26 protein-coding genes are annotated in these 25191 nt (G+C 53.5%); 6 read left to right on the top strand and 20 right to left on the bottom strand.

Features of this window, described 5'->3' with window-relative positions; genetic code table 11:
* Positions 1–13: 13 nt before the first annotated feature.
* The 13 genes from AMR42_RS10815 to AMR42_RS20450 all read right to left on the bottom strand — a co-directional run bounded on the left by AMR42_RS10815 (position 14) and on the right by AMR42_RS20450 (position 12511).
* Positions 14–3151: a type I restriction endonuclease subunit R gene (locus tag AMR42_RS10815; RefSeq protein ID WP_099533468.1), complete on the bottom strand. Its 3138-nt coding sequence runs from the start codon at positions 3149–3151 to the stop codon at positions 14–16.
* A gap of 45 nt (positions 3152–3196) precedes the next feature.
* On the bottom strand, positions 3197–3793 hold the full coding sequence (locus tag AMR42_RS10820; RefSeq protein WP_099533469.1) for a hypothetical protein: 597 nt from the start codon (positions 3791–3793) through the stop codon (positions 3197–3199).
* Between the two features lie 15 nt (positions 3794–3808).
* Positions 3809–4567, bottom strand: a complete 759-nt coding sequence (locus AMR42_RS10825) for a DUF1828 domain-containing protein (protein WP_099533470.1) — start codon at positions 4565–4567, stop codon at positions 3809–3811.
* Positions 4564–5013, bottom strand: coding sequence for a hypothetical protein (locus AMR42_RS10830; RefSeq protein WP_099533471.1), 450 nt, complete (start codon positions 5011–5013; stop codon positions 4564–4566). Before AMR42_RS10830 ends, AMR42_RS10825 begins: the two co-directional genes overlap by 4 nt.
* Positions 5013–5360 carry a DUF2442 domain-containing protein gene (locus tag AMR42_RS10835; protein WP_099533472.1) on the bottom strand — a complete coding sequence of 116 codons (348 nt, stop codon included), beginning with the start codon at positions 5358–5360 and terminating at the stop codon, positions 5013–5015. The genes AMR42_RS10830 and AMR42_RS10835 overlap by 1 nt, the downstream gene beginning before the upstream one ends.
* Before the next feature lie 87 nt (positions 5361–5447).
* On the bottom strand, positions 5448–6203 hold the full coding sequence (locus AMR42_RS10840; protein WP_099533473.1) for an abortive infection family protein: 756 nt from the start codon (positions 6201–6203) through the stop codon (positions 5448–5450).
* Positions 6200–7414, bottom strand: coding sequence for a restriction endonuclease subunit S (locus tag AMR42_RS10845; RefSeq protein WP_158234449.1), 1215 nt, complete (start codon positions 7412–7414; stop codon positions 6200–6202). Before AMR42_RS10845 ends, AMR42_RS10840 begins: the two co-directional genes overlap by 4 nt.
* Before the next feature lie 113 nt (positions 7415–7527).
* The gene (locus AMR42_RS10850; RefSeq protein ID WP_099533475.1) at positions 7528–7839 is read right to left on the bottom strand and encodes a nucleotidyltransferase family protein; all 312 of its coding nucleotides are present in this window, start codon (positions 7837–7839) and stop codon (positions 7528–7530) included.
* A 17-nt stretch (positions 7840–7856) separates the two neighbouring features.
* Positions 7857–8939 (bottom strand): virulence RhuM family protein, encoded by a 1083-nt coding sequence (locus AMR42_RS10855; RefSeq protein WP_199858148.1) that lies wholly within the window; start codon positions 8937–8939, stop codon positions 7857–7859.
* A 73-nt stretch (positions 8940–9012) separates the two neighbouring features.
* Positions 9013–10581 carry a class I SAM-dependent DNA methyltransferase gene (locus AMR42_RS10860; RefSeq protein WP_099533476.1) on the bottom strand — a complete coding sequence of 523 codons (1569 nt, stop codon included), beginning with the start codon at positions 10579–10581 and terminating at the stop codon, positions 9013–9015.
* A 200-nt stretch (positions 10582–10781) separates the two neighbouring features.
* The gene (gene cobM / locus AMR42_RS10865) at positions 10782–11591 is read right to left on the bottom strand and encodes a precorrin-4 C(11)-methyltransferase (RefSeq protein WP_099533477.1); all 810 of its coding nucleotides are present in this window, start codon (positions 11589–11591) and stop codon (positions 10782–10784) included.
* Between the two features lie 29 nt (positions 11592–11620).
* Positions 11621–12214 (bottom strand): DUF1997 domain-containing protein, encoded by a 594-nt coding sequence (locus AMR42_RS10870; protein ID WP_143473026.1) that lies wholly within the window; start codon positions 12212–12214, stop codon positions 11621–11623.
* Positions 12215–12361: 147 nt separating this feature from the next.
* Positions 12362–12511: a hypothetical protein gene (locus AMR42_RS20450; RefSeq protein ID WP_158234450.1), complete on the bottom strand. Its 150-nt coding sequence runs from the start codon at positions 12509–12511 to the stop codon at positions 12362–12364.
* Between the two features lie 205 nt (positions 12512–12716).
* Between AMR42_RS20450 and pheA the strand changes: the two genes are divergently transcribed.
* A complete protein-coding gene (pheA, locus tag AMR42_RS10875; RefSeq protein ID WP_099533494.1) occupies positions 12717–13574 on the top strand; it encodes a prephenate dehydratase in 858 nt (285 codons plus the stop codon).
* 102 nt (positions 13575–13676) lie between these two features.
* Here pheA and AMR42_RS10880 read toward each other — a convergent pair whose 3' ends face one another.
* On the bottom strand, positions 13677–15014 hold the full coding sequence (locus AMR42_RS10880; RefSeq protein WP_099533479.1) for a glycosyltransferase family 4 protein: 1338 nt from the start codon (positions 15012–15014) through the stop codon (positions 13677–13679).
* 211 nt (positions 15015–15225) lie between these two features.
* Here AMR42_RS10880 and AMR42_RS21400 point away from each other — a divergent pair, with 211 nt between their 5' ends.
* A complete protein-coding gene (locus tag AMR42_RS21400; RefSeq protein WP_255407543.1) occupies positions 15226–15351 on the top strand; it encodes a hypothetical protein in 126 nt (41 codons plus the stop codon).
* Positions 15352–16062: 711 nt separating this feature from the next.
* On the top strand, positions 16063–16386 hold the full coding sequence (locus AMR42_RS19865; RefSeq protein WP_143473028.1) for a hypothetical protein: 324 nt from the start codon (positions 16063–16065) through the stop codon (positions 16384–16386).
* A 32-nt stretch (positions 16387–16418) separates the two neighbouring features.
* Here AMR42_RS19865 and AMR42_RS10890 read toward each other — a convergent pair whose 3' ends face one another.
* The 3 genes from AMR42_RS10890 to AMR42_RS10900 form a co-directional block, all read right to left on the bottom strand.
* Positions 16419–16898 carry an RNA-binding protein gene (locus AMR42_RS10890; protein ID WP_099533481.1) on the bottom strand — a complete coding sequence of 160 codons (480 nt, stop codon included), beginning with the start codon at positions 16896–16898 and terminating at the stop codon, positions 16419–16421.
* A gap of 964 nt (positions 16899–17862) precedes the next feature.
* Positions 17863–18555, bottom strand: a complete 693-nt coding sequence (locus AMR42_RS10895) for a MotA/TolQ/ExbB proton channel family protein (RefSeq protein WP_099533482.1) — start codon at positions 18553–18555, stop codon at positions 17863–17865.
* A 104-nt stretch (positions 18556–18659) separates the two neighbouring features.
* Positions 18660–19031 carry a sulfite exporter TauE/SafE family protein gene (locus tag AMR42_RS10900; protein WP_099533483.1) on the bottom strand — a complete coding sequence of 124 codons (372 nt, stop codon included), beginning with the start codon at positions 19029–19031 and terminating at the stop codon, positions 18660–18662.
* A 534-nt stretch (positions 19032–19565) separates the two neighbouring features.
* On the opposite strand from AMR42_RS10900, the gene rsmA reads away from it, so the two are divergent.
* From rsmA to AMR42_RS10915, 3 genes are all read left to right on the top strand, one after another.
* On the top strand, positions 19566–20447 hold the full coding sequence (gene rsmA / locus AMR42_RS10905) for a 16S rRNA (adenine(1518)-N(6)/adenine(1519)-N(6))-dimethyltransferase RsmA (protein ID WP_099533484.1): 882 nt from the start codon (positions 19566–19568) through the stop codon (positions 20445–20447).
* 117 nt (positions 20448–20564) lie between these two features.
* Entirely contained in the window at positions 20565–21785 is a 1221-nt protein-coding gene (locus AMR42_RS10910) for a cysteine desulfurase family protein (protein ID WP_099533485.1), read from the top strand.
* A gap of 75 nt (positions 21786–21860) precedes the next feature.
* Positions 21861–23336 carry a sensor histidine kinase KdpD gene (locus AMR42_RS10915; protein WP_143473029.1) on the top strand — a complete coding sequence of 492 codons (1476 nt, stop codon included), beginning with the start codon at positions 21861–21863 and terminating at the stop codon, positions 23334–23336.
* Between the two features lie 29 nt (positions 23337–23365).
* On the opposite strand, the gene AMR42_RS10920 is transcribed toward AMR42_RS10915, so the two are convergent.
* The 3 genes from AMR42_RS10920 to AMR42_RS10930 all read right to left on the bottom strand — a co-directional run.
* Complete coding sequence (locus AMR42_RS10920; protein WP_099533487.1) at positions 23366–23563, bottom strand: hypothetical protein; 198 nt, start codon at positions 23561–23563, stop codon at positions 23366–23368.
* 275 nt (positions 23564–23838) lie between these two features.
* Positions 23839–24528 carry a PEP-CTERM sorting domain-containing protein gene (locus AMR42_RS10925; RefSeq protein WP_099533488.1) on the bottom strand — a complete coding sequence of 230 codons (690 nt, stop codon included), beginning with the start codon at positions 24526–24528 and terminating at the stop codon, positions 23839–23841.
* Positions 24529–24907: 379 nt separating this feature from the next.
* Positions 24908–25191: transposase (locus tag AMR42_RS10930; protein WP_199858149.1), on the bottom strand; the 284-nt coding region annotated here is incomplete at its 5' end.

Genomic DNA, 25191 nt, shown 5'->3' on the forward strand with positions numbered 1-25191 from the left:
GAGCTTCCGAGACTTAGCAGCCCATCCAATGACTGGATAGGGCTTCTGCTTGCTGCAAGACGGTTTGAATCGCAGCTTTTTCTAAATCTGGTGGGTAGCCGTGTCTTTTGAGAATGCGCTTAATGGCAGTTCGCAGGCGAGCACGGGCGCTTTCCCGATGGGCCCAATCGATCGTGATGTTTGACTTCAAACTGATCAAGAGTTCGTGGGCAATCACTTTCAGGCTGTCATTGCCCATCACTTCAACCGCGCTTTCATTCTCGGCCAGGGCATCATAAAAAGCGATTTCATCGGCAGATAAACCTTGCTCCTCACCCCGCTGCCGTGCGGCTTGGACATCCCGAGCCAAATTAATCATTTCCTGGATCACTTCAACGGCGCTGATCGCGTTGGTGTGATAGCGGGCGATCGCCTTTTCCAATCGCTCAGAAAATTTCTTTTCTTCGGTAATATTCGTGCGACTGCGAGAGTGGATTTCATCATTGAGCAATCGCTTGAGGGCTTCGAGGGCGAGATTCTTCTTGGGCATTTGCTGAATCTCTAGCAAAAAATCATCGGAAAAAATCGAAAGATCCGGGGAAGACAGCCCAGCCGCCCTGAGGATATCGATCATTTCAGTGGAGGTAATGGCCCGATCGATCATTTGCTGGACGGCAAATTCCCGGCCGGTCGTGGTTGGTTGAGCAGTTGCGGTTGATTGCACCAGCGCAGCACGGATCGCTTGGAAGAAGCCCACTTCATCGCGAATTTGGCGGCCTTGATCGCTAGAACTGGCCAGGGCGAAGGCTTTGGATAACGCCAAAACCACATCTTGATAGTGGCGGTGGGCGCGTTTTTGGGCGTTTTCATCGGTTTCTTGCTGGGCGGCTTGGTGCTGTTTTTCCAGAACCCATTCGATCGCCTCAGCCATCACCACCAGTCGTTCTTGAGCTGTACCTATCAAGCCGCGTTGGTAATCGAAACCGTGGAAAAGGGCGCGCACAATATCGTACTTTTCCAGCATGACGGCGATCGCCTCGGCTTCATCGATGCCCGTGCGTTCTTGGTCTTGGGCGGAATAATCGCGGAGGGCTTCCTTCAGGCGTTGGGCAATGCCGATGTAGTCCACAACGAGGCCCGCAGGCTTATCACGAAAAACCCGATTCACACGGGCGATCGCCTGCATCAGTCCATGGCCTCTCATGGGCTTATCCACATACATTGTGTGCAGGTCGGGGGCATCAAACCCGGTCAGCCACATATCCCGAACGATCACCAATTGCAGGGGATCGTCCGGGTCTTTCAGGCGTTTTGCCAGCAGATCGCGGCGGGCCTTGTTGCCAATGTGGGGTTGCCATTCCAGGGGATCAGTGGCAGAACCCGTCATCACGATTTTGATCCGGCCGGTGTTGTCATCCAGGCTGTGCCAATCGGGACGGAGCGCGATGATTTGGTCGTAGAGCTTGATGCCAATCGATCGACTCATACAGACAATCATGGCCTTGCCCATCAAAGCTGCAACCCGATTTTCAAAGTGTTGAACTAAATCGGCGGCAACTAGTTTGAGGCGAGATTCTGCGCCGACTAGCGCTTGAACCGTAGCCCATTTTTGACTCAGTTTTACCCGCTCTGATTGTTCCTCGTCCTCCAAAAGTTCTTCGATTTCCGCATCAATTTGGGGTTTTTGATCTTCGGGGAGTTGAATTCGAGCGAGGCGGTTTTCGTAATAAATCGGCACGGTTGCGCCATCTTCCACGGCGCGGCTGATGTCGTAGATGTCGATGTAGTTGCCAAAAACGGCGGGGGTGTTGACATCACTGGACTCGATCGGTGTGCCCGTAAACCCAATAAACGAGGCATTGGGCAGGGCATCGCGCAGATATTTAGCGAAGCCGTAGGCCATGTCGCCCGTGGTGCGATCGACCTTGGCGTTAAACCCGTATTGGCTGCGGTGGGCCTCGTCGGCAATCACGATGATGTTGCGCCGATCGCTCAACAGGGGATACGTGGTTTCGCCTTTCGTGGGGGCGAATTTTTGGATTGTGGTGAAAACAACGCCCCCGGCGGCTCGGTTCAGAATGGCTTGCAGGTCTTCGCGGCTGTCGGCCTGTTGGGGTGTTTGGCGAATCAGGTCGCGGCACATGGAAAACGTGCCAAAGAGTTGATCGTCTAGGTCGTTGCGATCGGTGATCACAACGATCGTCGGATTTTGTAGGTCAGGATGGCGCACCAGTTGGCCAGCATAGAACGCCATTAGGAAGCTTTTGCCGGAGCCTTGGGTATGCCAAATCACGCCGGCTTTTTGATCAGTTTGGATCGCAGAAACGGTGCGGTCGATCGCCTTGTGGACGGCGTGGAATTGGTGATAGCCAGCGATGATTTTACGGATGCCGGAGCCGGAGTCGCTAAAGACCGTGAAGTTTTGAATGAGGTCTAGGAAGCGTTGTTTTTCAAATACGCCCTCAATCAGCACGGCCATTTGGGGTTGACCTTTGGGCGCGATCGCTATTCCGTCGATCGTGGGCCAGGGCGCGAAGCGTTCTCGATCGGCCGTGAGGGAGCCGATGTGGGCGGTGAGGCCGTCGGTGGTGATCAGGGCGGCGTTGGTGCGAAAGAGCGTAGCGATTTGGGCTTTGTAGGTTTGGAGTTGGTTATAGGCGGCGGTGAGCGTGTTGGTGGAGCTGCCGGGTTTTTTAATTTCGATTACGGCGATCGGCAGACCATTAATAAAAACCACCACATCGGGGCGGCGTTTGTGGCCGTTTTCAATGACCGTAAATTGGTTGAGGACTAACCAATCGTTATTGTCGGGGTTGGCAAAGTCGATCGCATAGACTTTATCACCGCGAATCGTGCCATCTTCGGCGTAAAACTCCACATCAATTCCTTCAACTAAGGCTTGATGGAGTCGCCGATTCTCTTCAATTAAATTGGGCTTTTCGGTGGCAATGATTTTTTTAAATGCATCATCGCGGGCAGCGGCGGGAATCGTTGGGTTCAGGCGATCGAGGGCGGTTCGCAACCGTTGGCTCAGGATCGTATCGGCATAAGCTTCCCGTTCTGGCTGGGAGCCGTCGGGGTTAACCACAACATCCGCCCGGTAGCCATAGCCAAGGGTTTGGAATTGCTCAAGGAGGAGTTGTTCAACCTGGGCTTCGCTGAGGTAGGGCATGGCGGGAGCTGCTGATTTTTGATCAAGGTTTCTGTTATCGGTTTTTCACTGAACTAACATCCATTTCAGAATACCCAGGACTTTTTGGACGGGCATGGCGGGATAGGTGGCCAAATCAACGGTGACGGTGTTGGCTTCTAGTTTGAGAAATTGCCAAAGTTTGCCGCTGGTGACTGAGCCATAAATCACTGAAATGGGCTGTTCCTGTTGTTGGTTATAAATTTGGGCGGCGACCATTTCGGCGACGCATTGGCCGAGGCCAGATTCCAACTCGCCGCGTTTGGCTTCCACGATCATTAGGACGGGTGCATCAATCGTTAATCGACTTTCCGATCGACTAAATAAAAAATCACAGAAGCCATTCAGGCCCCGATCGCGATCGACATCAAATTCTTCACCCGAAAAGAGTTGTACTTGTCGGTGGGCGAGTTTTCTGGCTTCGAGCAGGATGGGACTCACCAACATTTCAGAGAGTGCTTTTTCGGTGCGGGCGGCCTGGGCGATCGGGAACCATTCAGCGAGAATGCTGGCCATTTCGGGCGAGGGTTCTGCGGGCGGCAAGGTTTCGCAGAAGGGAGCGTCTTTAACTTTGAGTTTAAATAGGTCTTTGACGGAGTTTAGGGTGAAGTTGTTGTAGGCCATAGCGGTTCAAATAGATCATGTTACCAATTGTTCAATCAGTTCTTCTGGCTGAGATAGGTAGCAAATATTGGAAAATTCAGCAAGTTGGCTGAGATGGCTAGAACTCCACACATCTAAGCTGTCATCAAATAACGAAATGAAATGTAATGGTTCTGTGGTGAGTTGCAATTGATTTAAGTCAACCCAAGCAGCCACAGCGTTATTCACTTTGCTATTGGCTGCGCCCCGATTGCCGGTGCTTAGAACTTTAATTAAGGTGCTGCGTCGTGGGTGTCTCGTTTGAAAGTCCATCGACCAAGAGCGAGCCGATCGCCCCACTACCTTAATATCTCGTTCATAGGGAATTTGACGCTCTTCTAGAAGGTCGGCAAGATCATCATTCACCGTGCTGGCGAGTCGAGTTCGATTCAGCAACCACAAATTAGATGCAGCGATCGCGCCTTGGGCGAGCCGAGTGATGGCTTCTGCTAGGTTATTTTGCACCCGAACTAACAGCATTCCCTCGTATAATTCAACGCCGTAAGTCACTTGAATATCTTGCAGAAACCATTCTTGCTTTTTAGACAGGGACTGCCGAAATGTTTGCAGATCTAGCCAGCGTAGGGTTTCGCCGAGGTCGGTTAAGGTTTGGGTTTCGGGCTTAAGAAATAAGTCGATTACGTCGCCGTCGGGATAAAGATAGGGAGTCCGAATCCGCACCAAGCCATTCACCTCGGAGCAGGTGTAGAGTTGCCCGATGGTGTCTGCAATCAGTTGGCAGGGCGAGGTGGTCATAGGAACAGGTTGAGTTGTGCGGCGGGGGGCGGTGTCATGATGCCATTATGGATGACTTTTGCTTCTTGGCAGAACTGCTGCCAAACCTGGATGGGGTCAGTGGCGGGGGCGGTAATATCTGGCGGAACGTAGGCTTGTTTGTCCCGTAGGGGTTCGTACCAGCGGTGTTTGTGTTTTTCGCCGACATATTCGCCGTTGGGGTTGCGATGATCTTTGCCAAGATCGAGTCCATAAATCCGTCCAGCGGCGTGATGAATAATGTGATAGGACAGGGCAGCAATAATCGGGTTGTAGCTGCCTTTGAGAAAGAGGGGATAGCCCGCAGGACTGATGATTTCTGCCCGAAAACCTGACCAAGGCGATCGCTCTTTTTTCCAAGCAATATCGCCTTCGATCAATTTATTTGGGTCGTTGATCAATGTTTCAAATTCTTCCTGATTCAGCACTACAGCACCTCTTCAGCCATTTTTTCGGCTTCTTTGACTCGGATTTTGCCAGACATGAAGCTCTGGGGGAGGAGGCGATCGCGCAGGTCGGCCAGGGTGCGATCGGGCTGAGAGAGCTTGCTATACAAAAGGACGGGATCGATGTCTGCGCCGTTGTCCCAACAAATTGTGCCGAGGTCAGGATCGACGCGGACGGTTAAAAAGTATTCATGATTTTTGAGGGGTTCAAAGATGCCTGTAAATTCGATGATTTCGATCAGATCAACGATTCCCTGCTGATTATCTTCAAAGGTTAGAAAAAGTTGATAGTCCTGAATAGGTTTAACAGCAATGATGTCTTTTAACATTGGATTGGCTTAAGGAGTCAACAAACTTTAAGGCGAAGTTTTAGAAGGATTTCAAAGTATTCCTAAGCTAGACTTGGCTAAGTACTGCTAGTCAGCTTCTTCTAGATTAGTCTCTGGGGATTTAATATCCATCAACTCAGCATCTCGGCAGGCATCAAGGGCCGCCTTATAAGCCTGCCGATCGACCCCAAATAAGAGCCGCGAAGGTTCAATGACAAGAGAAATTTCATCGTCATTGGGTAATTTAGCTGTGATGGAGAGAAACCCATCATCTTGATATTCATCCACCTTTAAGACAGTATATTTATCAATTATCGTGTTGGAAAGTTCAAACCGATCGTAAGGTTCCAGAGTGTGCAAAGGGTCTAATCCTTGCTCTATATAGGCTTCATGTAAAAAGGTTACAATTGCATCGGCGGCTAGAATTGCGGTGCGGCGATGGTGAATTGAGAGTTTGGTGATAAAACCATCTCTCCCGTGACTAATTGTGCCTGCTTCATTTCTGAGAACTCGCAGTGCTTCTGCAAGACGGTTATATTCTCGGATTAAATCTGAAAAGGCGCGATGCCTGATTTCTCCTAGCTTTAACATCTGGGTGGCAATCCCAAGAAGCTTGCCAAGCTTAGGATCAGATTCGGTAGGTTTTTTGGGATTCTGAGGATCATCTAGGGTTTCGATAATTACCCTACAGGCACACTCAACCATTGCTTTTGCCGCGTCAATACAAGCATCCTGTTCTTCAGCAAAGGTTTGTTCTAATGTTGCGAAGGTGTTTTGTAGGGTTTGGGCATGATTCCAATGTTGGCAGAATGCCCGAATGCCGGGATACCAATCTGCTGTCATACCGCCTCCTCCACGAGTTTTTCAGCATCTTTAACCCGAATTTCGCCGGACATGAGCTTGGGGAGGAGGCGATCGCGCAGGTCAGCAAGATCATCCGAGCTTTTGGAGTTGCGGTATTGTAGATTGAAAAGATTTTCTGCCAAGCTGCTGAATTCTCTAATGATTTCGATATTGGGCTTAGGCACAAATAAATTATGTATATGATTTCGATTCAACGTTGGGACCGCAGAACCAGCATTAAACGAACTGAAATCAATATTTTGCAAAAGAAAGTAAGCGTATATTGGAGTTGTATCAATATACTGCTTGATCCAAAGTGATGTATTCAGTGGCCAGAACTTTTCTTGTATGTAAAAAACCTTTCCTAAAACTCCACTTCTTCCCGTGGTAACACCTGGCGGTTCAACCATATATTCGTTGTGGGTTCCATTGAAGCCACTAGCTGCAATAACCGGGAAATTTCCATTTTGTCTTTTTGATTTTGGAAGATCAAATCCTCTTTGCAAAACAACTAATTCGTCTAGTCTACTAAGTTTCCAACCCGTCGGTATACCTGTTTCAGGGTCGATCGCCTCTGGAAACAGCGACCACAAATGCTCCGGCAGATAGGCGGCGCGGCCCTCCTGTTTGGCGCGGGTGGGGCCAAAGTCCACAAACCAATCCTTGAAAATCGCCCGCGTGATCGCCTCCAAGGTTTCGTTCATCCGCCGATTCAGCTCGATTTTGTCATCGAGAGCAGAGAGAATACGGGCGATCGCTTGTTGTTCAGGGAGTGGGGGGATCAGTAGCTCGAAATTTGGCACATCAGCACATCGTAAACTATCAAATACAGCCCCTACATTCCGAAACTTATCAATATTTTCCCACCAACCAGGACTACGCACTAACCAGCGAAGAAATTCTGGAGCTATGTGATTCCCCACTGATCGTAGCAAAACCAAATTTTGACCAAGCGCAAATTGGAAATCACCACGTACATATGCTGTTTCCCCAGGATTACAACGTCTAGATAAAACAACGTCATGACGTTTTGGAAGAGCTTTTTTTGTCCACTCTACAAAGTCACCATGAGAAATTCGGCGAGCATCAGTTGGGTCAAGCTCTCCATTCTTCATTTGTGGAATTGAAATATAAGGCATCCCATTTGACTGAGCTTTTGGTGTTTTATGCACACAATCAAGTAGCTCAACTCCAGCTTTTGCAAGAGACATTATTTGCCACTCACTCATTGATCGCCCTTCCTTTACCTTCAATAATTTCATCTAACGCCGCTGTCAATCGCGCCACACTCGGCAAAACCGCCCGCAACTTCTAGCTAGCATTCTCATAACAGGAGAGCCTCCTTTAGTACACGCTCTCTAATTCGCGGCTTGAGTCCCTGCTCAGTCACCACATCAACCTTAAACCCCAGCAGTGCTTCCAAATCTAGCAGTAAACCCGCAGGAAACCAAGGCGATATTTTATCGAGGTCATAATCAATCAAAAAATCAATATCGCTATCCTTGCCCGCTTCACCCCTGGCCACAGAACCAAAAATCCTGACATTCTTAGCCCCGTGTTTTTGGGCGATCGCGAGGATATCCTCTCGTTTCTGCTGTAGCAAGCTAAGATGCGGTCTTTCTTTTAGATCACTCATTGATCGCTACCTTCTTATCAATCAGTACTCTTTTTCTTACGGGTAGTTTTTCGCTTCGTTATCGTCTCAATTTTCTTAACCTTGCCCATAACCTCACCAAAATCATCATCCACCGGTTGCGGTTCCCCCAACTGAAACTCATGAAATTTTTCGTATTCTGCCTCCGCCTTTGACCTCGCCAGGGCTGCTGAAATCTTGCCCGCATGGGTCAAAATCTCCCGATCCGACAACTTCAAGAAATCATCTAACTTTGTGATCCAATCACTCATATACATCGGTCTTCGATTCAGCGCCTGAAGCTCCGCAAACTCCAAATACGCCGACACAATCCGATTCAAAGCCTCTAACTCATCCTGACTCAAATAATTTTTTGCAATTCCCACATCTCCCTTGCGAACCTTGCCATGGGGTGCATTTTTCCAAGACGTTAAACCCATATTCGGCTGGTTTGCATCCGCCCGCTCTGCGATAATTTCCGCCGCCGTGTGGCCATGGGCCGCCCAGTGCATCTTATTTTGCACCGTCTTAAAAAATAGCTGCGATGCCTCCGCATTGCCATCGTAATCAATGCTCGTGGCGTAGATGTCCAAGACCTTTTGATAAAACAGCCGCTCCGACGATCGGATATCCCGAATCCGTGCCAGCAACTCCTCAAAATAGTCATCCCCCAGCGTCCGCCCCGCCTTGATGCGCTCATCATCCATCGTGAACCCCTTCACCAGGAGTTCCCCCAAACGCCCGATCGCCCACTGCCGAAACACCGTCCCCCGCGCCGACCGCACCCGCATCCCCACCGCCAAAATCGCCTCAAGGCTGTAATGGTCGAGGTTTCGCTTGACTTGCCGCGCCCCTTCCGTTTGAACTATCCGGAATTTCCGGACAGTTGCCGACGAGTCCAGTTCACCTTCGCTGTAAATGTTGACAAGGTGCTCATTAATGGTCTTAACCGAGACTTGGTATAAGTCAGCCATCAAGCGCTGGGTTAGCCACACCGTCTCCCCAGCCAAACGCACCTGTAAATTCAGCCCCCCATCCTGATAAATCAGAATTTGCCCCCCCGGAGCCTGCGGAACATCGCCAGTAATTTCTATATCTGCCATCGCTTCAGCCTTCCCATGGGCGATCGAACAACTACAAATATCAGGAATCGATACCACCGCCTAGCAAAAGGCCTCAAAAGTCATAGCCCAAGCCCCGCAAATTCTCCCGAATTGCCCCCTCCAGTCTTGCCGACTCCTTGAACTGTTCCGCCAGCGTTGCCGTCAACTCCGCCATCCGCTCCTCAAAGGGCACATCGTCCTCCTCCGTTGCCGCCGCTCCCACATACCGCCCCGGCGTGAGCACATAGTTATGGCCGCGAATTTCGTCTAAGGCCGCCGATTTGCAAAAGCCCGCCACGTCTTCATAGCCGCTGCCTTCGCGCCAAGCGTGGTACGTGTCCGCAATTTTCGCCACATCCTGATCGCTAAATTCGCGACGGGTGCGATCGACCATGTAGCCCAACTTGCGGGCATCAATAAATAGGATTTCTCCCCGCCGATCGCGCAGCTTTTTATCCCTCGCAATGCCGTTTGATTTGTCCTTTGCCAAAAACCACAAACAGGCCGGAATTTGCGTTGAATAAAACAACTGACCCGGCAACGCAATCATGCAATCGATCGCGTCCCCTTCAATCATTGCCTTGCGAATCTCACCCTCACCGCTCTGTTGCGACGACATCGACCCATTGGCTAACACCACGCCCGCCGTTCCCCTGGGGGCCAAATGATGCCAAATGTGCTGCAACCAGGCATAGTTCGCATTGCCCGCTGGCGGGATGCCAAATTTCCAGCGCCCATCTTCCCGCAGGCGATCGCCACCCCAATCGGAAATATTAAAGGGCGGATTCGCCAAAATAAAATCGGCGCGCAAATCGGGCAATTCATTCTTATGAAACGATCCGTCTGAATTCCAACGAATATCGGAATCAATCCCCCGAACCGCCAAATTCATCTTGCATAGTCGCCAAGTGGTGTAGTTGCTTTCCTGGCCATAAATGGCAATGTCGCCAATTCGCCCCGCGTGATCTTGCACAAACTTTTCCGACTGCACAAACATACCGCCGGAACCACAACAGGGGTCATAGACCCGCCCTTGGAATGGTTGCAGCATTTCCACCATCACCCGCACGACCGATCGGGGTGTGTAAAACTCGCCGCCCCGCTTTCCTTCCGACCCAGCAAATTGACCCAAAAAATACTCGTAGACCCGCCCCAAAACGTCCCTGGCAGTATCCTGAGCCTCGCCCAACGCAATATTGGAAATCAGATCGATTAATTCACCCAGCATCACTGCACTAAGTGCTGGCCGGGCGTATTCCTTCGGTAGCACGCCTTTGAGTGAGGCATTCTCTTTTTCGATCGCCAACATTGCCTCATCAATCAACTTCCCGATCGTCGGCTGTTTGGCATTCGCTTGCAGATGTGACCACCGGGCCACCGGGGGAACCCAAAAAACGTTTTCGGCCATGTACTCGTCCCGGTCTTCCAGAGCTTCCGCATCATCGGGAAATTCTGCGATCAGTTCTTGTCGCCGCCCTTCAAAGCGATCGCCAATGTGCTTCAGAAAAATTAAGCCCAAGGCAACGTGCTTATAGTCCGATGGCTCCATGTTGCCCCGTAACTTATCCGCTGCTTTAAACAGGTCGGACTCATAACCAAGGTTGGCACCCTGATTAGTGGTGGATGCGGCAGACTTCGGCATGGAGATAGGGATCAATTCTGAGTTAGGAGACCATTATATTCAGAAGCGAGTAGTGCCTGTGTGGTGATGGCTTTCGGTAACGGATCGCTGACACCGCGAGGCTTTTAGTCGCTCATCATTACTGAATTCTGGCACTACTCGAAACTCTATTGCTGCTGGGCTATACCCATTCCAGCGATGGGTAGTTGATCCCCTCAAGTCTAGGCTTGGCTGGCTTTGGGACGGAAAATGTGGCGGTGATCGCCGCTGTAAAGGCGCGATCGGGCGGTGGTGGCCGTGGTCATGGCATCCAGGGCCGGACTAATCACATAAAGAACGGTGCGCGTTAGTTTTTCCTGGTGGGTGATGCTGGCCAACTCATCCAACCGGCAAAGTACCACTCGCTCATCCTCCCACCCGATTCGGTAGCAAACCGCGATGGTCATCTCCGGTGGGTAGTGGGCCGCGAGCTGGTCTTGGGCCCGCTGGGCATGGTGGGCACTCAGGTATAGACAAAGGCTGGCTTTGTGGGCGGCCAGGCTGGCTAGATCTTCCGCGTCGGGCACTTGGGTTTCGCCTCGGGCCCGGGTGAGGATGATGCTTTGCACCAGGTTGGGCACGGTCAGCTCCACGGCCAAACGGGCGGCGGCCGCTTGGAAGGCGCTGATTCCGGGAACCACTTCAAAGGGAATTTCTTGCTCCAACAGTTGGGCCACCACTTCATGGAGTGCGCCATAGAGGGAGGGGTCGCCATCTTGCAGTCGCACCACCTGTTTTCCGGCCCGGGCCCGATCGATCAACGTGGGCAACCAATCTTCTAAGACGAGCGATCGGGTGTCGATCACTTCCACCTCTGGCTGGCAATGGCTCAACATTGCTTCCGGCACGAGGGAGCCAGCAAAAAAGACCGTATCGGCCGCCGCCAGGAGTTTTTGACCTCGCACGGAAATGAGGTCGGGGTCACCGGGCCCCGCGCCCACAATCCGCACGGTGGCGGGGCGATCGAGGGCCGACTCGAGCAAAGGGGTCATGGGATTGATTGCAGGGCTGGAATCGGAGGTCATGGGGTTTTGCGGCGGGCGGCATTGGAGCCTGGGATAGAGCGCAGGGGCAGCGAGGCGGAGGTGGACTCCGTGGCCCAACGGCGATAGTCAGCGCTCAATCGGTCTACCAAGCGATATTTCATCTTGGCCAGCACTTGGGTCAACAGCAGTTGACCCGTGGACTGCATGGTGGCGGCCGGCAGGCGATCGAGCGGTGGGGGCAATTTTACACGCACCCCTAAATCCACCACACCCTTCAGGCGATCGCCCGCTGAGGTGCTAATGGCTCGCATTTGGCCCGTCAACTCCAGGGAAAAGCCGTTGTCCAACCCCTTGAGGCCCACCAGTTGGCAACCAACCGATCGCATCCGCACTACGCCTGCTTCGTCAGTCCAAACCCGCAAATCCACCATGGGTTGGAACTGCAAATGAGCAAAGGTTAGGGTTGGCACCGAAAGCCGATAGCGATCGCCCCCCAGGGCCACTAAGTGCCCCGGTTGGGCCGCCGCCAACGCGACCCGGTGCGGCTGACGCAGATATTCAGCGACCGGGCGACGCATTGGCGGCACCGGCATATCGATCGTCTGTGAGGCAGAGAAGCCAGCAGCCACCGAAAAAGTCTCCGCGTTAGGTTCAACTCATCCTTGGGCAACGGTGGTCACCGCCGGGCTGTCGCCACAGAACAGCTCCTTGGCAAGCGGTTGGCGCAGATTAGACCCGATTAGACCCAAATTTTGGGGACTAAGCATGACTTAACGCTACCCAATGCATTCCATCATACCGGTTTGGCGATCAGCGGGGGGCGGCCAGCCGAACCCGAGCGATCGCCCAGAGTGGCGGTGCATTTTGCCAAAACCCTGGTCTCGGGGCGATCGGTTGGCTTCAATTCGGCCCAAGACTGGGCGCATCAACCGGCACAGTCGGGATCTGGAAATCGTATTCTGAGAACTATCTGCAAAGAACTTTCTGCGGAGAACTTTCTGCAAACTGGGCAGCGATTCAAAACGAGGGTTCATCAACGGTTCTTGATGGCCGCTGCCGATTCCGCACCCTGCAACTCCCTAATTCCGCATACCGGATTTCATACCCCATATTCTGGCGATGGCTATGGCGATGACCGATTCCCCCCACCCAATCACGATTGGCTACCTTGGCCCGGCGGGAACCTATGCCGAGGCCGCCACCAATGGCTATGCCCAGTGGCGATCGAGCCAGGAAGCCTTCCGAGGGGAGTTTCGCCCCTACCCAAGCATTGCCAAAACCCTGGAAGCGGCCGCCAGCGGCGAAGTGCCCCTGGTTGTCGTGCCCGTGGAAAATTCCATTCAAGGCAGCGTCACCACCACCCTCGACACCCTTTGGCAACTGGAGGGGCTACATGTGCAACAGGCGGTGTTGCTCCCGATCGCCCATGTGCTGGTGACCCAAGCCCCAGACCTGAAGGCGATCACCACGGTCTATTCCCATCCCCAAGCCCTGGCTCAATGTCAGCGCTGGATCGAAACCCATTTGCCCAACGCCAAGCCCCTGCCCACCAATTCCACCGCCGAAGCCTTGACCAACGTGCAAGAACAGCCCCAAACCGCTGCCATTTCCTCAGAGCGAGCGGCCCAACTGTACGATTTGCCCGTTTTGGCTCGTGATATCAGTGACTGCCCAGACAATTGCACCCGGTTTTGGGTCATTGCCCGAGAACCGGCACACCTCACCGGCAGCCACACGGCGATCGCCTTCTCAACCATTAACCGGCCCGGCTCCCTTTTGCAGCCCCTGGCCACCTTGGCAGAACGGGACATCAATCTTTGTCGGATTGAGTCTCGTCCCTCCAAGCGCGGCCTGGGGGATTATGTTTTCTTTTTGGATTTGGAAGCCGGGCAACAGGAAGCTCGCACCCAGGCAGCATTGGCAGAACTGCGCGATCGGGTGGAAACCTTGAAGGTGTTCGGCAGTTACGATGCCCTGAAGCTGACCTAGGACTTTTTGACCCAGGCGCATTGGGCTAGCCTTGCGAGATCTGGCGGAATTTCGCTGAATCACGCTGGATCAAGAAGGCTAATTGCTGAGATCGCGAGTAATTTAGTGCGATCGATTGCTGGCTGAGGGTTGGGGCAGTTGCAGCGGTTGCGACGTGCCCGCCAAGGCCGCCGGAACTGTCACCGCAGCCGAATGGCGGCGAGACTGCTTCACCAAGTGGTTAAACAACTGTTCGTAGCGATCGAGCGACGAGTCAAAGCTATACATCTCCAGCGCATGTTGGCGACCCTGACGACCCAACCGTTCAGCCCGATCGGGATCCTGAGCCAGGGCCAAAATCGCCTCCGCCAAGGCCTGGGGCGACTCCGGCTCCACTACAATCCCCGCCTCACTGCGCCGGATGGCCTGGGCCGCCGTGCCATGGCCCGGCACAGATCCAATGATCGGCCGGCCACTGGCCAAAATGACCTGGGTTTTCGAGGGCATATTGAAGCCCACCACGTTGCGCCGCTGCACAATCAAGCTCACATCCGCCGCCGCCATCATTTCCGGCAGTGCTTCCCGAGGTTGAAAGGGCAACAGCTTGACCCGATCGCTCACGGCATTTTCACGGCAATATTGCCCCAATCGCTCGATCGCCCGCGCCTCACCCACAATCACGAACTGAATTTGGGCCGCCTCGGGCCGGCCATCCAGCACCTTCGCCGCATCAATCACTGTTTCCAGCCCTTGGGTCAAGGCAATGTTGCCCGAATAAAGCACCACAAACTTGCCCTGTAACCCATGGGCTGCACGAAATGCATTGTTTTTCGGCATGGGCTGCACAAAGTTCACATCCACCCAGTTGGGAATCAGGGCAATCTTGTTGGGCGACACCCCCTTGCTCACCAGGTTGTCCACAAAACCCTCCGCGATCGCGCTGATCGCCGTTGAGGTTTTGTAGGCAAATCGCTCCAGGGCCTCAAAAACCTGAATCGCCCGCTTGCTGGTAATCAACCCCGTATGCACCGCCGCTTCCGGCAAAATATCTTGCAAATTTAGGATCAGAGGGCAGCGATACATCCACCGCAGCAGGGCCGCCGGAACCGTTGCCGCCAACGGGGGCGAAGTCATCAACATCACATCGGGCCGCCAGCCATTCAGGGCCCGCAGGAAACTCGTGATCGCAAAACTGCCATCCAGGGCCAACCGCGTCAGCAGGCCGGGCTTGGGTCGAATCCAGACATAGCAGCGATCGATTCGCACGTTGTTAATCACTTCCGTGCAATACAACTTGCCCCGATAGCCTTCGTAAATCCGCCGTTCCGGGTAGTTTGGCATTCCCGTCAAAACACGGACTTCGTGACCACGCCGAGCCAGCCCCTCCGCTAGCTCAGTCATCAACGGTGCAATCCCGATCGGCTCAGGATGGTAGTTGTAGGAATAGATCAGAATCTTCATAGCCTTGGGTTTACCAGGTTAAGGGTGACGTAGAACAAGGAGTGACTATGTTGTGGTTTCGCCCATTCAATTGCACTTGAGCATCCCGCAATCCAGCCGATCATGATGCGGCCGTTCCTATTCTGTTGATTCCCTGACGCAGCGTCTGTAACCAGGAAAAACCGCAGGCTGCGATCGGGGGCACACCCTAACACCCTTAGGATTAGTTGAAGTGCAGTTTTCATGGGTCAAAGCACCTGTGACCGGGCGATCGCGAATTCACACCACCACCCTGTATAACCTCCGCCTAGGAACCGGTGCAAAACTCACTGCGACCGGCTCAAAGACGCGCCACTGACTCCTGATCATCCGTCAGCAAAATGGTCAAGTAACTCAATCAAAATGGGTCAGGACGCGATCAGCAATGACCAAATGGGCAGTGGGATCATGCAAACTGCTCGATCGGCTCTGAACCGTGCTGAATCAATATCACTGGATTCTTGGTGCTGAATTAATCGCACTGAATGAATCACTGAATGAATGGCATTGAGGTTAACCCATTCCAACCTCCAATTCGGGATATGGTTTTTAGACTCCGGTCTAAATTCAGCCTTAAATCTAAGATCTAGTCCCTGATTCAGTCTGAAATCTAGTCTGGGATTCAGTTTTCAATAAAGCTTTGGGTTGAAAATCTTGGGTTGAAAATCTCGAGTTGCGTCTTACATCGCATTTTGCAGAGCAAGGCTAACCAAAGATGCCAGATTTCGCTGAAATTGTCCCTGATATGGGCCGATGAAAGCACTGGCGAAGAGGAGATCAGCGCAGGCGAATTAGAGTAGATCCCAGCCGATTGGAGTAGATTCCAGCAAATTGGAGTAGATGGCGAACTGCTAATCCCCAATTAGAGCTTACTCTGAAGATCGATTAGATGTTCAGCTAAAATTTCCAATTCGTAATTTTTTCCGAGAGATCCTTAAAGGGTCAATGTTTCCCTTGCTATCACGATGGAGAGCGATCGAGCGATCGCCCTTGCCCTCCGGTTCCGCCAACTCATGCTTGGAGATTACTCTTGGAGATTACTCTTGAATATTGCCCTTGGAGATTACTCTTGAGAATTTCTGGCATTCAGCCAAAAAAAACACCACATCTGGCAAGGGACAAACCCACGACCAAACATGGTGTGATTGCAATTTCTGAAGAGTGGAAAACGTTGTGCGGTTTGGGCAACTGGTCTGGAATTAACCTCAACCGACTGAAGCCGACCTTAAGCCGTTGGGTTCATCAACAGGATCAGAGCTGCGATCGGGTCAATTGTTGCACGATGAACGTTCAATGGGCGTTCAATCTTTTCTGGCTTCTCGGGCAATTGAGGGCGATCGAACCGCTGACCTGAACCCAATTGCCCCGCCGGAAACCTAGAAAACCTTAGGAGCCAGTCGTTTGAGCGTTCAGCAGTTGCTTCAGCTTCGCCAACTCACCGGCCCAGCGGGGATCTGGCTGGGCAGAAGCGGCGCTGCTTTCGGCAACCACAGCCCCACCAGGAGCACGACGACCACCACCGTTGCCTTTTTTGCCACCACCACCGCCACCGCTGCGGCGAGCTGCCTTGACGGGGCTAGCTTCGGCGCTTTCGGGGGCTTCGTCATCGCCCTTGCCTTTGCGGGGCATGGCTTTCTCAATTTTCAGCACGGTGTCTTTGAAGGTGGAACCGTTGAACTGTTCGATGATTTGGTCGGCGAGTTCATCAGTGGGAACCGTCACGAATGCAAAACCGCGACATTTTCCGGTTTTGCGATCGACAATGACCTTGGTGGAGGTCAGGTCGCCCGTGCCGGCAAAGACGGCTTCGAGTTCTTTGCGATCGACTTCTTTGGGCAGATTGCCAACGTACAGGCGAATGGACATGACGGATCCCTCTGATGGTTTGCAGCAAGCGCCAGGAGACTAAGCGCCGGGTGACTGGATGTGGTGGTTGGCAGTTACCATTCGGTTGCCATTGAATCGAGAGCACCTCGATGGAAAAGACAAGTTTGGAAAACTTGCCAGCTCTGAGCAAAACACAGCTCGCGCGGGGATATCAAACGCTCTGCTGCAAGCTGCTGAATAAAGGTTGTTTGATAACTATTCAATTCAAATAGACTTGCTATTGCTCAATTGAAAGGAAAGGATCTGTCGCCAGTCTTGAGCAGTCAAGCGCTGACCTTTAGCCATCCGGAGCCGTGTGACCCGTGCGTTGTCGATCGGGTGTGTTGCTGCTGAAGATTTTGCCACGATGGGGGCAGCAAAACTCACCAAACAGTTAAAACAGCATCGATCGAGCGGCTGGTTTGCTGGCATAAAAGTCTATCACGACGCTTTGCAAATTGGGCCAAGATCTCCGAGGGCTGGGCAACGGGTTCGATCGCAGCGGTGATTGCTACCCCGATCGTGAAAAAGCCAGCCGTTGGGGCGGCTGGCCGTGCTTGCTGTGTTGGGAGAATACCAATTAAAACCTGGCCGGGGATGTCATCGACTTTGCATTTTGAGTGACAAAGACGCACACCATCGCAGTTTCAGCAGTTTCAACGAATAGGGTTGATGGCAACTTGAAGCGGCGGTTAGTGCTTGACAGTTCTCCGGGCGTTGGCTAATTAGCCTCCTGTGAAGAAATGTAACATCAATGAAGCAACACTGTAAATCTGGCGTAGAGAATCGGTGGAAATTTGAATTCGGTGGAAATTTGAATATTGGGGAAATTTGAACACCAGAGATTTGGACACCAGAGATTTGGACACTAGATCTGGACACTCAGGGATTCTGAGCAGTGGAAAGCCGGGAACTTGAAAAATCGGGAGCTTGAAAAATCGGGAGCTTGGAAAATCGGGTAACCCTAGAGCTGGGCGGGGCTTGAACGATCGCGCCGATCGCGCCGACGGCGGCGGTATCCGGGCCGATCGGGCGCGTTGAAGTGCCAGTAATGATGCAAATACAGCCGCTCTAGGGTACGACAATCGCGCGTAATGGCCATTTGCTCCCGTCGAGCATAGGCCCGGAACAGATTGCCCAGGGTGAGGGCCAACAGCGCCACCACCAGCCCGATCGCCGTGGAAACCAGCGCTTCACTCAGACCCGCATTCACGCGGCTGGGGCCCTCCCCGGCCCAATCGAGACCCGCAAAGGCTCCCATCAGGCCAGTGACCGTGCCCAACAGGCCCAACAACGGAGCCAGGGCCGTCACGGTTTGCAACCACAGGTCAAAGCGCCGCAGTTGGGGCCGTTCGGCTTGGGTGGCGGCGCTGAGGGCCAAGCGAAAGGCGATCGGGTGGGGGCGGTGTAGCTCCAAGGCTGCCAAACTAATGCGGGCGATCGGGAGGCCGTCGGCATATTGCTGGAACCGGGCGATCGCCGCCTTGGCATCGCGTCCATACAGCTCAAAAACTGCTGGAACCAGTTGGGATCGATCGCGCCGCACCTGGGCCCAAAACCAAGCCCGCTCGATCGCCACCGTCACCGTCGCGATCGATCCCAACAGCAAGGGCACAACCACCGGCCCACCCGCCTGCAAAATAGCCCAAGCAATCATGGGCGACTTTCTCCCATCGTTTTCATATGTATGGCGCTTGCCAGATCATCCCCCACCTTGATTCCCAGTCCGTGCGATCATCGCCCAACCTGTTGATCAACCTCTCAGCGCACCGTCAAATAGCGCAACCCAATCAGCAGCAAAAAGCCCCCATACAGTTTCTTCATCAGGGCCGAACTGATGTAGGGTTGATTGGCGAATATTGCCCCAAAGTAATTCCCCACCAGCAATCCCACCACAATCAACAACCCGTACTTGATATTGAGATTGCCGTTGCGGTAATACACCATCGCCCCCAACAGCCCGATCGGCAACACCTGAGCCGCAAGGGATGTGCCCGTTGCTAATTTTTGGTCTAGGCCCAGCCACAGCACCATGGCAGGCACCATAATCGCCCCGCCGCCAATGCCAAACAGGCCCCCCGCTAACCCTGCCGCCAATCCAATCAGCAGCAATTGCCAAACCACGTCCGTCATTCGGTTTTCTCCTTTCTTGAGCAATTCTGGTTTTTGATGTTCAGCTTGCCTGTGAGCGCAATTTTGGCAATTTCGAGTGAATCCCTTGGGCTTGGTACTGGAGCCTAAGCCTGAGCGAGTCATGCTCCCAAGCGCTGTCTCGTCAGACTCTGGCACTGTTTTTGGAACCAAGACAAGTTAAAGGCGACACATTTTTCTTGGCAAGACCCGAGTGATCAGCGTTGATCCGGGATTCATCAACCATCCACTCCCCTTTAACGACGTATCGATTGGCGATTCAATGATGAATCAACCCGATGAATCAACCCGATGAATCAATCCCAATGAATTAACCCCCGATCAATGATTTCCTGATTCTCGATTCATTGGATCCTATAGATCGATCATGAGATCCATACATTCCCCTATTCTTCATGATCATTCTTTCAAAAGTGCGATCGGTCATTGATTGGATTATGAATCCATTTTTGATGCTGATTGAATAGTGAATTAATTACTGAGTACAGATCACTGAGCAAAGATTGCAGCAAAGCCATGCCAAAACCTCGGAAACGCTTTGGTCAACATTGGTTGAGAAGTGAAAAAGCCCTTGCCAAAATTATTTCAGCGGCGGAACTGACCCCGAAGGATCGGGTTTTGGAAATTGGCCCCGGTCAGGGGGTCTTGACTCGGCAATTGCTGGATCAGGCGGGAGCAGTGGTTGCCGTTGAGTTAGATCGCGATCTTTGTCCTGAGCTGGTGAAAAAGTTTGGGCAGCGGGACAATTTCTTGCTGCTTCAGGGCGACATTTTGACTTTAGATTGGCCGGAACAGTTGGCGGCTTTTCCGAATCCCCAGTTCCAAAATCCCAATAAGGTGGTGGCCAATATTCCCTATAACATTACGGGCCCAATTTTGGAGCATTTATTGGGGACGATCGCCCAACCGCGATCGCAACCCTTTGAGTCGATCGTGCTGTTGGTGCAAAAGGAAGTGGCCCTGCGGTTGGTGGCGAATTTGGGCAGCAAACATTACAGCGCCCTTTCGATTCGATCGCGCTTTTTAGCGGATTGCTCTTGGGTTTGCGATGTGGGAGCCAAGGCTTTTTCACCGCCGCCTAAGGTCGATTCAGCGGTGGTGAAAATTCAGCCCCGCCCTTTTCCGCAGTCGCCGCAAAATGTGAAGCGCTTTGAAACGTTGTTGAAATTGGGCTTTGCCAGTCGCCGCAAGATGTTGCGCAACAATCTAAAAAGCGTCGTGGATTTGGATCAGTTGCGTCATACTTTGGTTGAGCTGGCAATTCCTGAAACGGCGCGGGCAGAAGAACTGAGCCTGGAGCAATGGATTCAGTTAAGCGATCGCTTGGTTTTGGGTTCTTTGTCGATCGAGATCGCAGCAGGAGAGGCGGAAGAATCGATGGACAATGTTGCACCTTGAATACTGCACCCTAAAGACTGCACCTTGAATACTGCATCTTCAATGGCCAAAGACCAAAATTCCTGAACCTTAATTCCTGCGCCAAAATTCCTGAACCTTGATGCCAATGGATTGCCCATGCAAATTTATCTAGACCACAGCGCCACCACGCCGCCCTGTGATGTGGCGATCGCGGCGGCCCAACGGGTGATGACGGAACTATGGGGAAATCCGTCAAGCATTCATAGTTGGGGCGATCGCTCGGCCATGGTGCTGGAAACGGCGCGGTTGCAGGTGGCGACGTTGATTAATGGGGATCCCACGGGGGTGATTTTCACCTCGGGGGGCACGGAGGCGGACAATTTGGCGATCTTGGGGGTGGCCCAGCGGTTCACCCAACCGCGCCATATCATTTCCTCGCAGGTGGAACATTCGGCGATCGAGCGAACCTTGGAGCGACTGGAGGCCCAAGGCTGGGCGATTACGCGCTTGCCGGTCGATCGCGCCGGACGGGTGAATCCTTCAGACTTGGCTTTGGCCATTCGCCCGGAAACGGTGCTGGTGTCGATTATTTTTGCCCAAAGCGAGGTGGGAACCCTGCAACCGATCGCGGAGTTGGGGACGATTACCCGGCGATCGGGCGCATTATTCCACACGGACGCGGTGCAGGCGGTGGGCCGGGTGGCGGTGGATTTGCAAACCCTGCCGGTGGATTTGCTGTCCCTCTCCAGCCACAAGATCTACGGCATTCAAGGGGCCGGGGCCCTGTGGGCACGGCCGGGGATTAATTTGGCTCCCCAGTTGCTGGGCGGTGGCCAGGAGAGTAAGCGGCGATCGGGAACTCAGGCCCTGCCGGCGATCGCGGCCTTTGGGGCGGCGGCGGAACGCATGGCCCAAACCTGGGAAACGGAGGCTCAGCGGCTTGGTCAACTGCGCGATCGCTTGTTTGAGCGCTTGGCTCCCTTGCCCGCTTTGCATCCCACGGGCGATCGGCTCCATCGATTACCCCACCATGTCAGCTTTTGTTTACGGGGACGGTTGCCCCTGCCCAGTGGTCGGGATTTGGTGCGCCAGCTCGATCGAGCGGGCATTGCCGCCAGCTCTGGATCCGCCTGTAGCAGCGGCAGCCTGACCCCGAGTCCCACCCTGTTGGCCATGGGCTACGATCCCGCCGAAGCCACAGCGGCCCTGCGCTTAAGCCTGGGCCAGAGCACCACGGAAGCGGATATTGATTGGACTGCGTTGGTGTTGGCTCAAGTGCTGGAGCGATTGGGCGTTGGCCAACTCAATGGCGGCGATCGCGACTCGCAACGTTCGGTTTTGGGGTGCGCGACTCCGGGGCCTTGCCGATACACTTGAGGCAAATCCCCTAAGTCTAAATCCCTAGCGCGTGTGACGACGCTCTCGACGATTGCGGCGAACCCCAAACCCGCGATGCCGCTTCCCTCCCCTGCTCTGAGCGATCGCCCGCTCGATCGCCAACGGATCGATCGACCAACTATGAATGGATGGGTGTTACCAACGGTGGGTCATCTGCTTGCTCCCCTTACCCCCGGAGCGGGCCCAGGAACCCTATCCGCCGAGGCCCAATGGCAGGGGGCCACGAAGGCGATCGCCCAAATCATGGCCCAGTCCATGGAAGCGGCCGACGCGATCGAAGCGGCCTTCATCACGGACTTTGCGGAAGCCTTACCCTCCGAAGCGATCGATCAAGGGGTCGTGCTGTTGGGGCCCCTACCCTTGTTTACGGGGTCTTGGCTCGATCGCCTCTCGGTCTGGACATTCAGCAGCCACCTTTGGCAATCCCTGTGGCTGTTGCCCTCCGCCGATGGGGGCGAACCCTGCCCGGAAGTGACGGAACGGGCGATCGGCCTAGCTCCGGTGGATCCCCTGGCCGCAGAATCCTTTTGCGTGGTGCGAATGCGGGACTTTAGCTTGGCCCTCTCACTCCAAGAAGACTCCACCGGCCAACTGGTTTTTCGCTTCTCCTTTGAGCCTCAGGCGATCGCCGCCGTCTGGCAAGCCTTGCGGGCCCGGGTGCAACTGAACGCCCCGCAGCAGCTCGGGCCGTTTGATGCCCTGGCTCAACAGTTTCCTTTGGTGGAACCCAGCTATCGGATCGTCAGCGCCTTCACAGAGCGCCTGCTGCAAGCCCTGCCAGCTCCCAGCAACCCCGCCCATTCGGAGCCGCGCCGTCGCCCCCTGCGGGCCTCAGCCCGGCCGCAACCGGCCAAACCCGCGATCGACCTGGAGCTTTTGCAAGCCCTCGCCCACAGCGTCCGCACGCCCCTGGCCACGATCCGCACCTTCACCCGCCTGCTGATGCGCCAGCAAAATTTGCAGGACAAGGCGGTGAACTATATCGAAAAAATCGATCGGGAATGTACTGAACAAATCAACCGCTTTGACCTGATCTTCAAAGCCGTTGAACTGGAAACCAGCAACAGCGCCCACCTGTCCCTCACGCCCATTCCCCTGGCCCAGGTGTTTCAATCCAGCATTCCCCGTTGGCAACAACAGGCCAGCCGCCACAACTTGGAACTGACGGTGAAGCTACCGCACAAACTACCCACGGTTGCCAGCGACCCCACCTTGCTCGATCGAATGTTGGCGGAAATTATTGAAAACCTGGCCCGCACCCTGCCCGCCGGTAGCCGCATCGACATGGAAGCGGAAACGGCCGGCAGCCAACTGAAGGTGCAATTGCGCTACGACGCAATGGGCGCGGCCACCCGCCTGGAATCGCTGAAGTCGATCGGGCAGTTGTTGACCTTCCAACCGGAAACCGGCAGCTTTGGCTTGAATTTACATGTCACCAAAAACCTGTTCCAGGCGATCGGGGGCAAACTCACCATCCGGCAACGGCCCCAGCGCGGCGAAGTGATGACCATCTTCTTGCCCCTGCAATAGGGCGCTGCCACGGGACGGCCCGCCATCCACTACCAACGGCGCGATCGCACCCCCCAAACGCCCAACAGCAGCAACACCCCCATCGCCAAAAACAAAACACCAAACACAATCCCCGGCACAAAGCCCAACAGCCCCACCCCCCGCAACAACCACAACACCGCCGTCACCAGAGCCAACAGGCCCAACCAATTCCACCAAGGAGCCGGCCGCAAATAGGGAGGGGTCATAGCAAAACGTTCAATTCCAGTAATCAGGGACTTAACAACAACAGCGGAGCCAGCCGCCAATGGCTTACCCCACCGGGTGAATCAGCTCTGGCTCTCCAGCCATCCTCGTATTAGGCAATTCTGCCATTCACGGGAGATCTTCAAAGCAAATCTTCAGCCGCCATGGGGACATGAACAAAACAAGGGCGATCGCCTGATTTCCAAGCGATCGCCCTCAACGAAGCATGAACAATTGTCAAAAAGTAGCCAAAACGGCAGCCCTTAGCAATCGCGATTTAGTCGATCGCGTGCTGGCGCTTTTTCGCAGCCACACCAACCGCCGTCCCCACAGCCAACAGACCCAGCAAGCTAACCGGCTCAGGGGTCGAGGCCACTTCCGTCAAGCTGACATTATCAATGTAGGCTCCGTAGGTGTCCCGCGTGCCCAGGTAGTTGAACTGCAAGCGCGTTAGATCAGACACCGCCTTCACCAACAGAGGGCCGCTGTTAAGCCAGTTGGTTTGACTGCCGCCGTTACCCGCATTGAAAACTTGGTTGAAGCTGGAACCAAACAAAACGGAGAAGGCATTTTGGTCTTTGCCGCCTTTCCAGTTGTTTGCAATTCCCGGACGAGCTGAGTAAACAAAGGAAAGTTCATAGGTCTTTCCTGCTTTGGTCACGATGTCTTGGAACAGGCCCAGCTCGGATGCTTTGCTGTCGTAGAAGTGGCTGTCGAGTTCCACCAGGTTTTTGCCGTCGTAGGCTTTCCCGGCTACCCCGGCTTGCACCTCAATTTTGCCGCCCTTGGTTGCAGACCAGCCCTCAATTTCTGAAAAAGTCCGCCAGCCGCCGTTGAGGGGAGCGCCTGGGGTCACTTCAAAGCTGCCGTTTTTAACCAGGTTGGCAGCCTGTGCGGGCTGGGTGGCAATCAGAGCAGGAACTAGGGCAAGAGCCAGGGTGCTAGCAATTTGTTGGAAGCGTTTCATAGTGACAATTTTTCCGCAGTAGTGGAGAGGTCTAGCACCCAACGTTTAGGTTCTTGAGTTACATCTTAGATCACACTTTGAAAAATCGGTTTAAAGATTAAGTGATCTCTAGACGAAGATTCCGTGAAGAGCGCTTGGTGCTTCATAATCATGGCTTTTAATGATAATTTCAAGCAATAGGCTTCTTGTTTAAAGAAATGTCTTCAGGGTGATTGAAAATATCTTTTGATTTTCATTCTTGGGTGGAATTAATTTATACAAAGGTCGAATAAGATGCGAAATTTAGAAGAAATGACCGATTTTCAAAAAATCAATTGAAATTGCAATATTTTCTAATTCTTCCAAGACAAAAGATTTAAAATATCCACAAAAATTATAGTCATTTCAAATAAGAACGAGACAGTCTACCTGCTTGGGGCTGGTACGATGCCACCAGCTCATCCAGGGATGTCTCGTCTGACTCATAGGCTCGCTTCTTCTTGAGGGCCGCAAAATCCCCTTCAATCGGATTGAAGTCTGGAGAATAAGGCGGCAGAAATAACACTCGATGACCGGCCTGCTCCATTAACTCCGTTACCCTGTGGGGTCGATGAAACGCCGCATTGTCCAGGACTAAAACCGAGGGTTGAAGCAGCGACGGAATTATAGTACATTCAATTAGGA

It is taken from the genome of Limnothrix sp. PR1529, assembly GCF_002742025.1.
Lineage (GTDB): Bacteria > Cyanobacteriota > Cyanobacteriia > CACIAM-69d > CACIAM-69d > CACIAM-69d.

What these genes read in the sequence shown, in the direction of transcription:
- AMR42_RS10855 (WP_199858148.1), bottom strand. Translation starts at nt 8,939, where the DNA reads ATGGCAGATATAGAAATTACTGGCGATGTTCCGCAGGCTCCGGGGGGG.
- AMR42_RS10900 (WP_099533483.1), bottom strand. Translation starts at nt 19,031, where the DNA reads ATGACGGACGTGGTTTGGCAATTGCTGCTGATTGGATTGGCGGCAGGG.
- AMR42_RS20450 (WP_158234450.1), bottom strand. Translation starts at nt 12,511, where the DNA reads ATGCGCCCAGTCTTGGGCCGAATTGAAGCCAACCGATCGCCCCGAGAC.
- AMR42_RS10820 (WP_099533469.1), bottom strand. Translation starts at nt 3,793, where the DNA reads ATGGCCTACAACAACTTCACCCTAAACTCCGTCAAAGACCTATTTAAA.
- AMR42_RS10915 (WP_143473029.1), top strand. Translation starts at nt 21,861, where the DNA reads ATGCCGCTTCCCTCCCCTGCTCTGAGCGATCGCCCGCTCGATCGCCAA.
- AMR42_RS10925 (WP_099533488.1), bottom strand. Translation starts at nt 24,528, where the DNA reads ATGAAACGCTTCCAACAAATTGCTAGCACCCTGGCTCTTGCCCTAGTT.
- AMR42_RS10815 (WP_099533468.1), bottom strand. Translation starts at nt 3,151, where the DNA reads ATGCCCTACCTCAGCGAAGCCCAGGTTGAACAACTCCTCCTTGAGCAA.
- AMR42_RS10840 (WP_099533473.1), bottom strand. Translation starts at nt 6,203, where the DNA reads ATGACAGCAGATTGGTATCCCGGCATTCGGGCATTCTGCCAACATTGG.
- AMR42_RS10890 (WP_099533481.1), bottom strand. Translation starts at nt 16,898, where the DNA reads ATGTCCATTCGCCTGTACGTTGGCAATCTGCCCAAAGAAGTCGATCGC.
- AMR42_RS10860 (WP_099533476.1), bottom strand. Translation starts at nt 10,581, where the DNA reads ATGCCGAAGTCTGCCGCATCCACCACTAATCAGGGTGCCAACCTTGGT.
- AMR42_RS10845 (WP_158234449.1), bottom strand. Translation starts at nt 7,414, where the DNA reads ATGTCTCTTGCAAAAGCTGGAGTTGAGCTACTTGATTGTGTGCATAAA.
- AMR42_RS10850 (WP_099533475.1), bottom strand. Translation starts at nt 7,839, where the DNA reads ATGAGTGATCTAAAAGAAAGACCGCATCTTAGCTTGCTACAGCAGAAA.
- AMR42_RS10825 (WP_099533470.1), bottom strand. Translation starts at nt 4,567, where the DNA reads ATGACCACCTCGCCCTGCCAACTGATTGCAGACACCATCGGGCAACTC.
- AMR42_RS10920 (WP_099533487.1), bottom strand. Translation starts at nt 23,563, where the DNA reads ATGACCCCTCCCTATTTGCGGCCGGCTCCTTGGTGGAATTGGTTGGGC.
- cobM (WP_099533477.1), bottom strand. Translation starts at nt 11,591, where the DNA reads ATGACCCCTTTGCTCGAGTCGGCCCTCGATCGCCCCGCCACCGTGCGG.
- rsmA (WP_099533484.1), top strand. Translation starts at nt 19,566, where the DNA reads ATGCCAAAACCTCGGAAACGCTTTGGTCAACATTGGTTGAGAAGTGAA.
- AMR42_RS10880 (WP_099533479.1), bottom strand. Translation starts at nt 15,014, where the DNA reads ATGAAGATTCTGATCTATTCCTACAACTACCATCCTGAGCCGATCGGG.
- AMR42_RS10835 (WP_099533472.1), bottom strand. Translation starts at nt 5,360, where the DNA reads ATGTTAAAAGACATCATTGCTGTTAAACCTATTCAGGACTATCAACTT.
- pheA (WP_099533494.1), top strand. Translation starts at nt 12,717, where the DNA reads ATGACCGATTCCCCCCACCCAATCACGATTGGCTACCTTGGCCCGGCG.
- AMR42_RS10895 (WP_099533482.1), bottom strand. Translation starts at nt 18,555, where the DNA reads ATGATTGCTTGGGCTATTTTGCAGGCGGGTGGGCCGGTGGTTGTGCCC.
- AMR42_RS10910 (WP_099533485.1), top strand. Translation starts at nt 20,565, where the DNA reads ATGCAAATTTATCTAGACCACAGCGCCACCACGCCGCCCTGTGATGTG.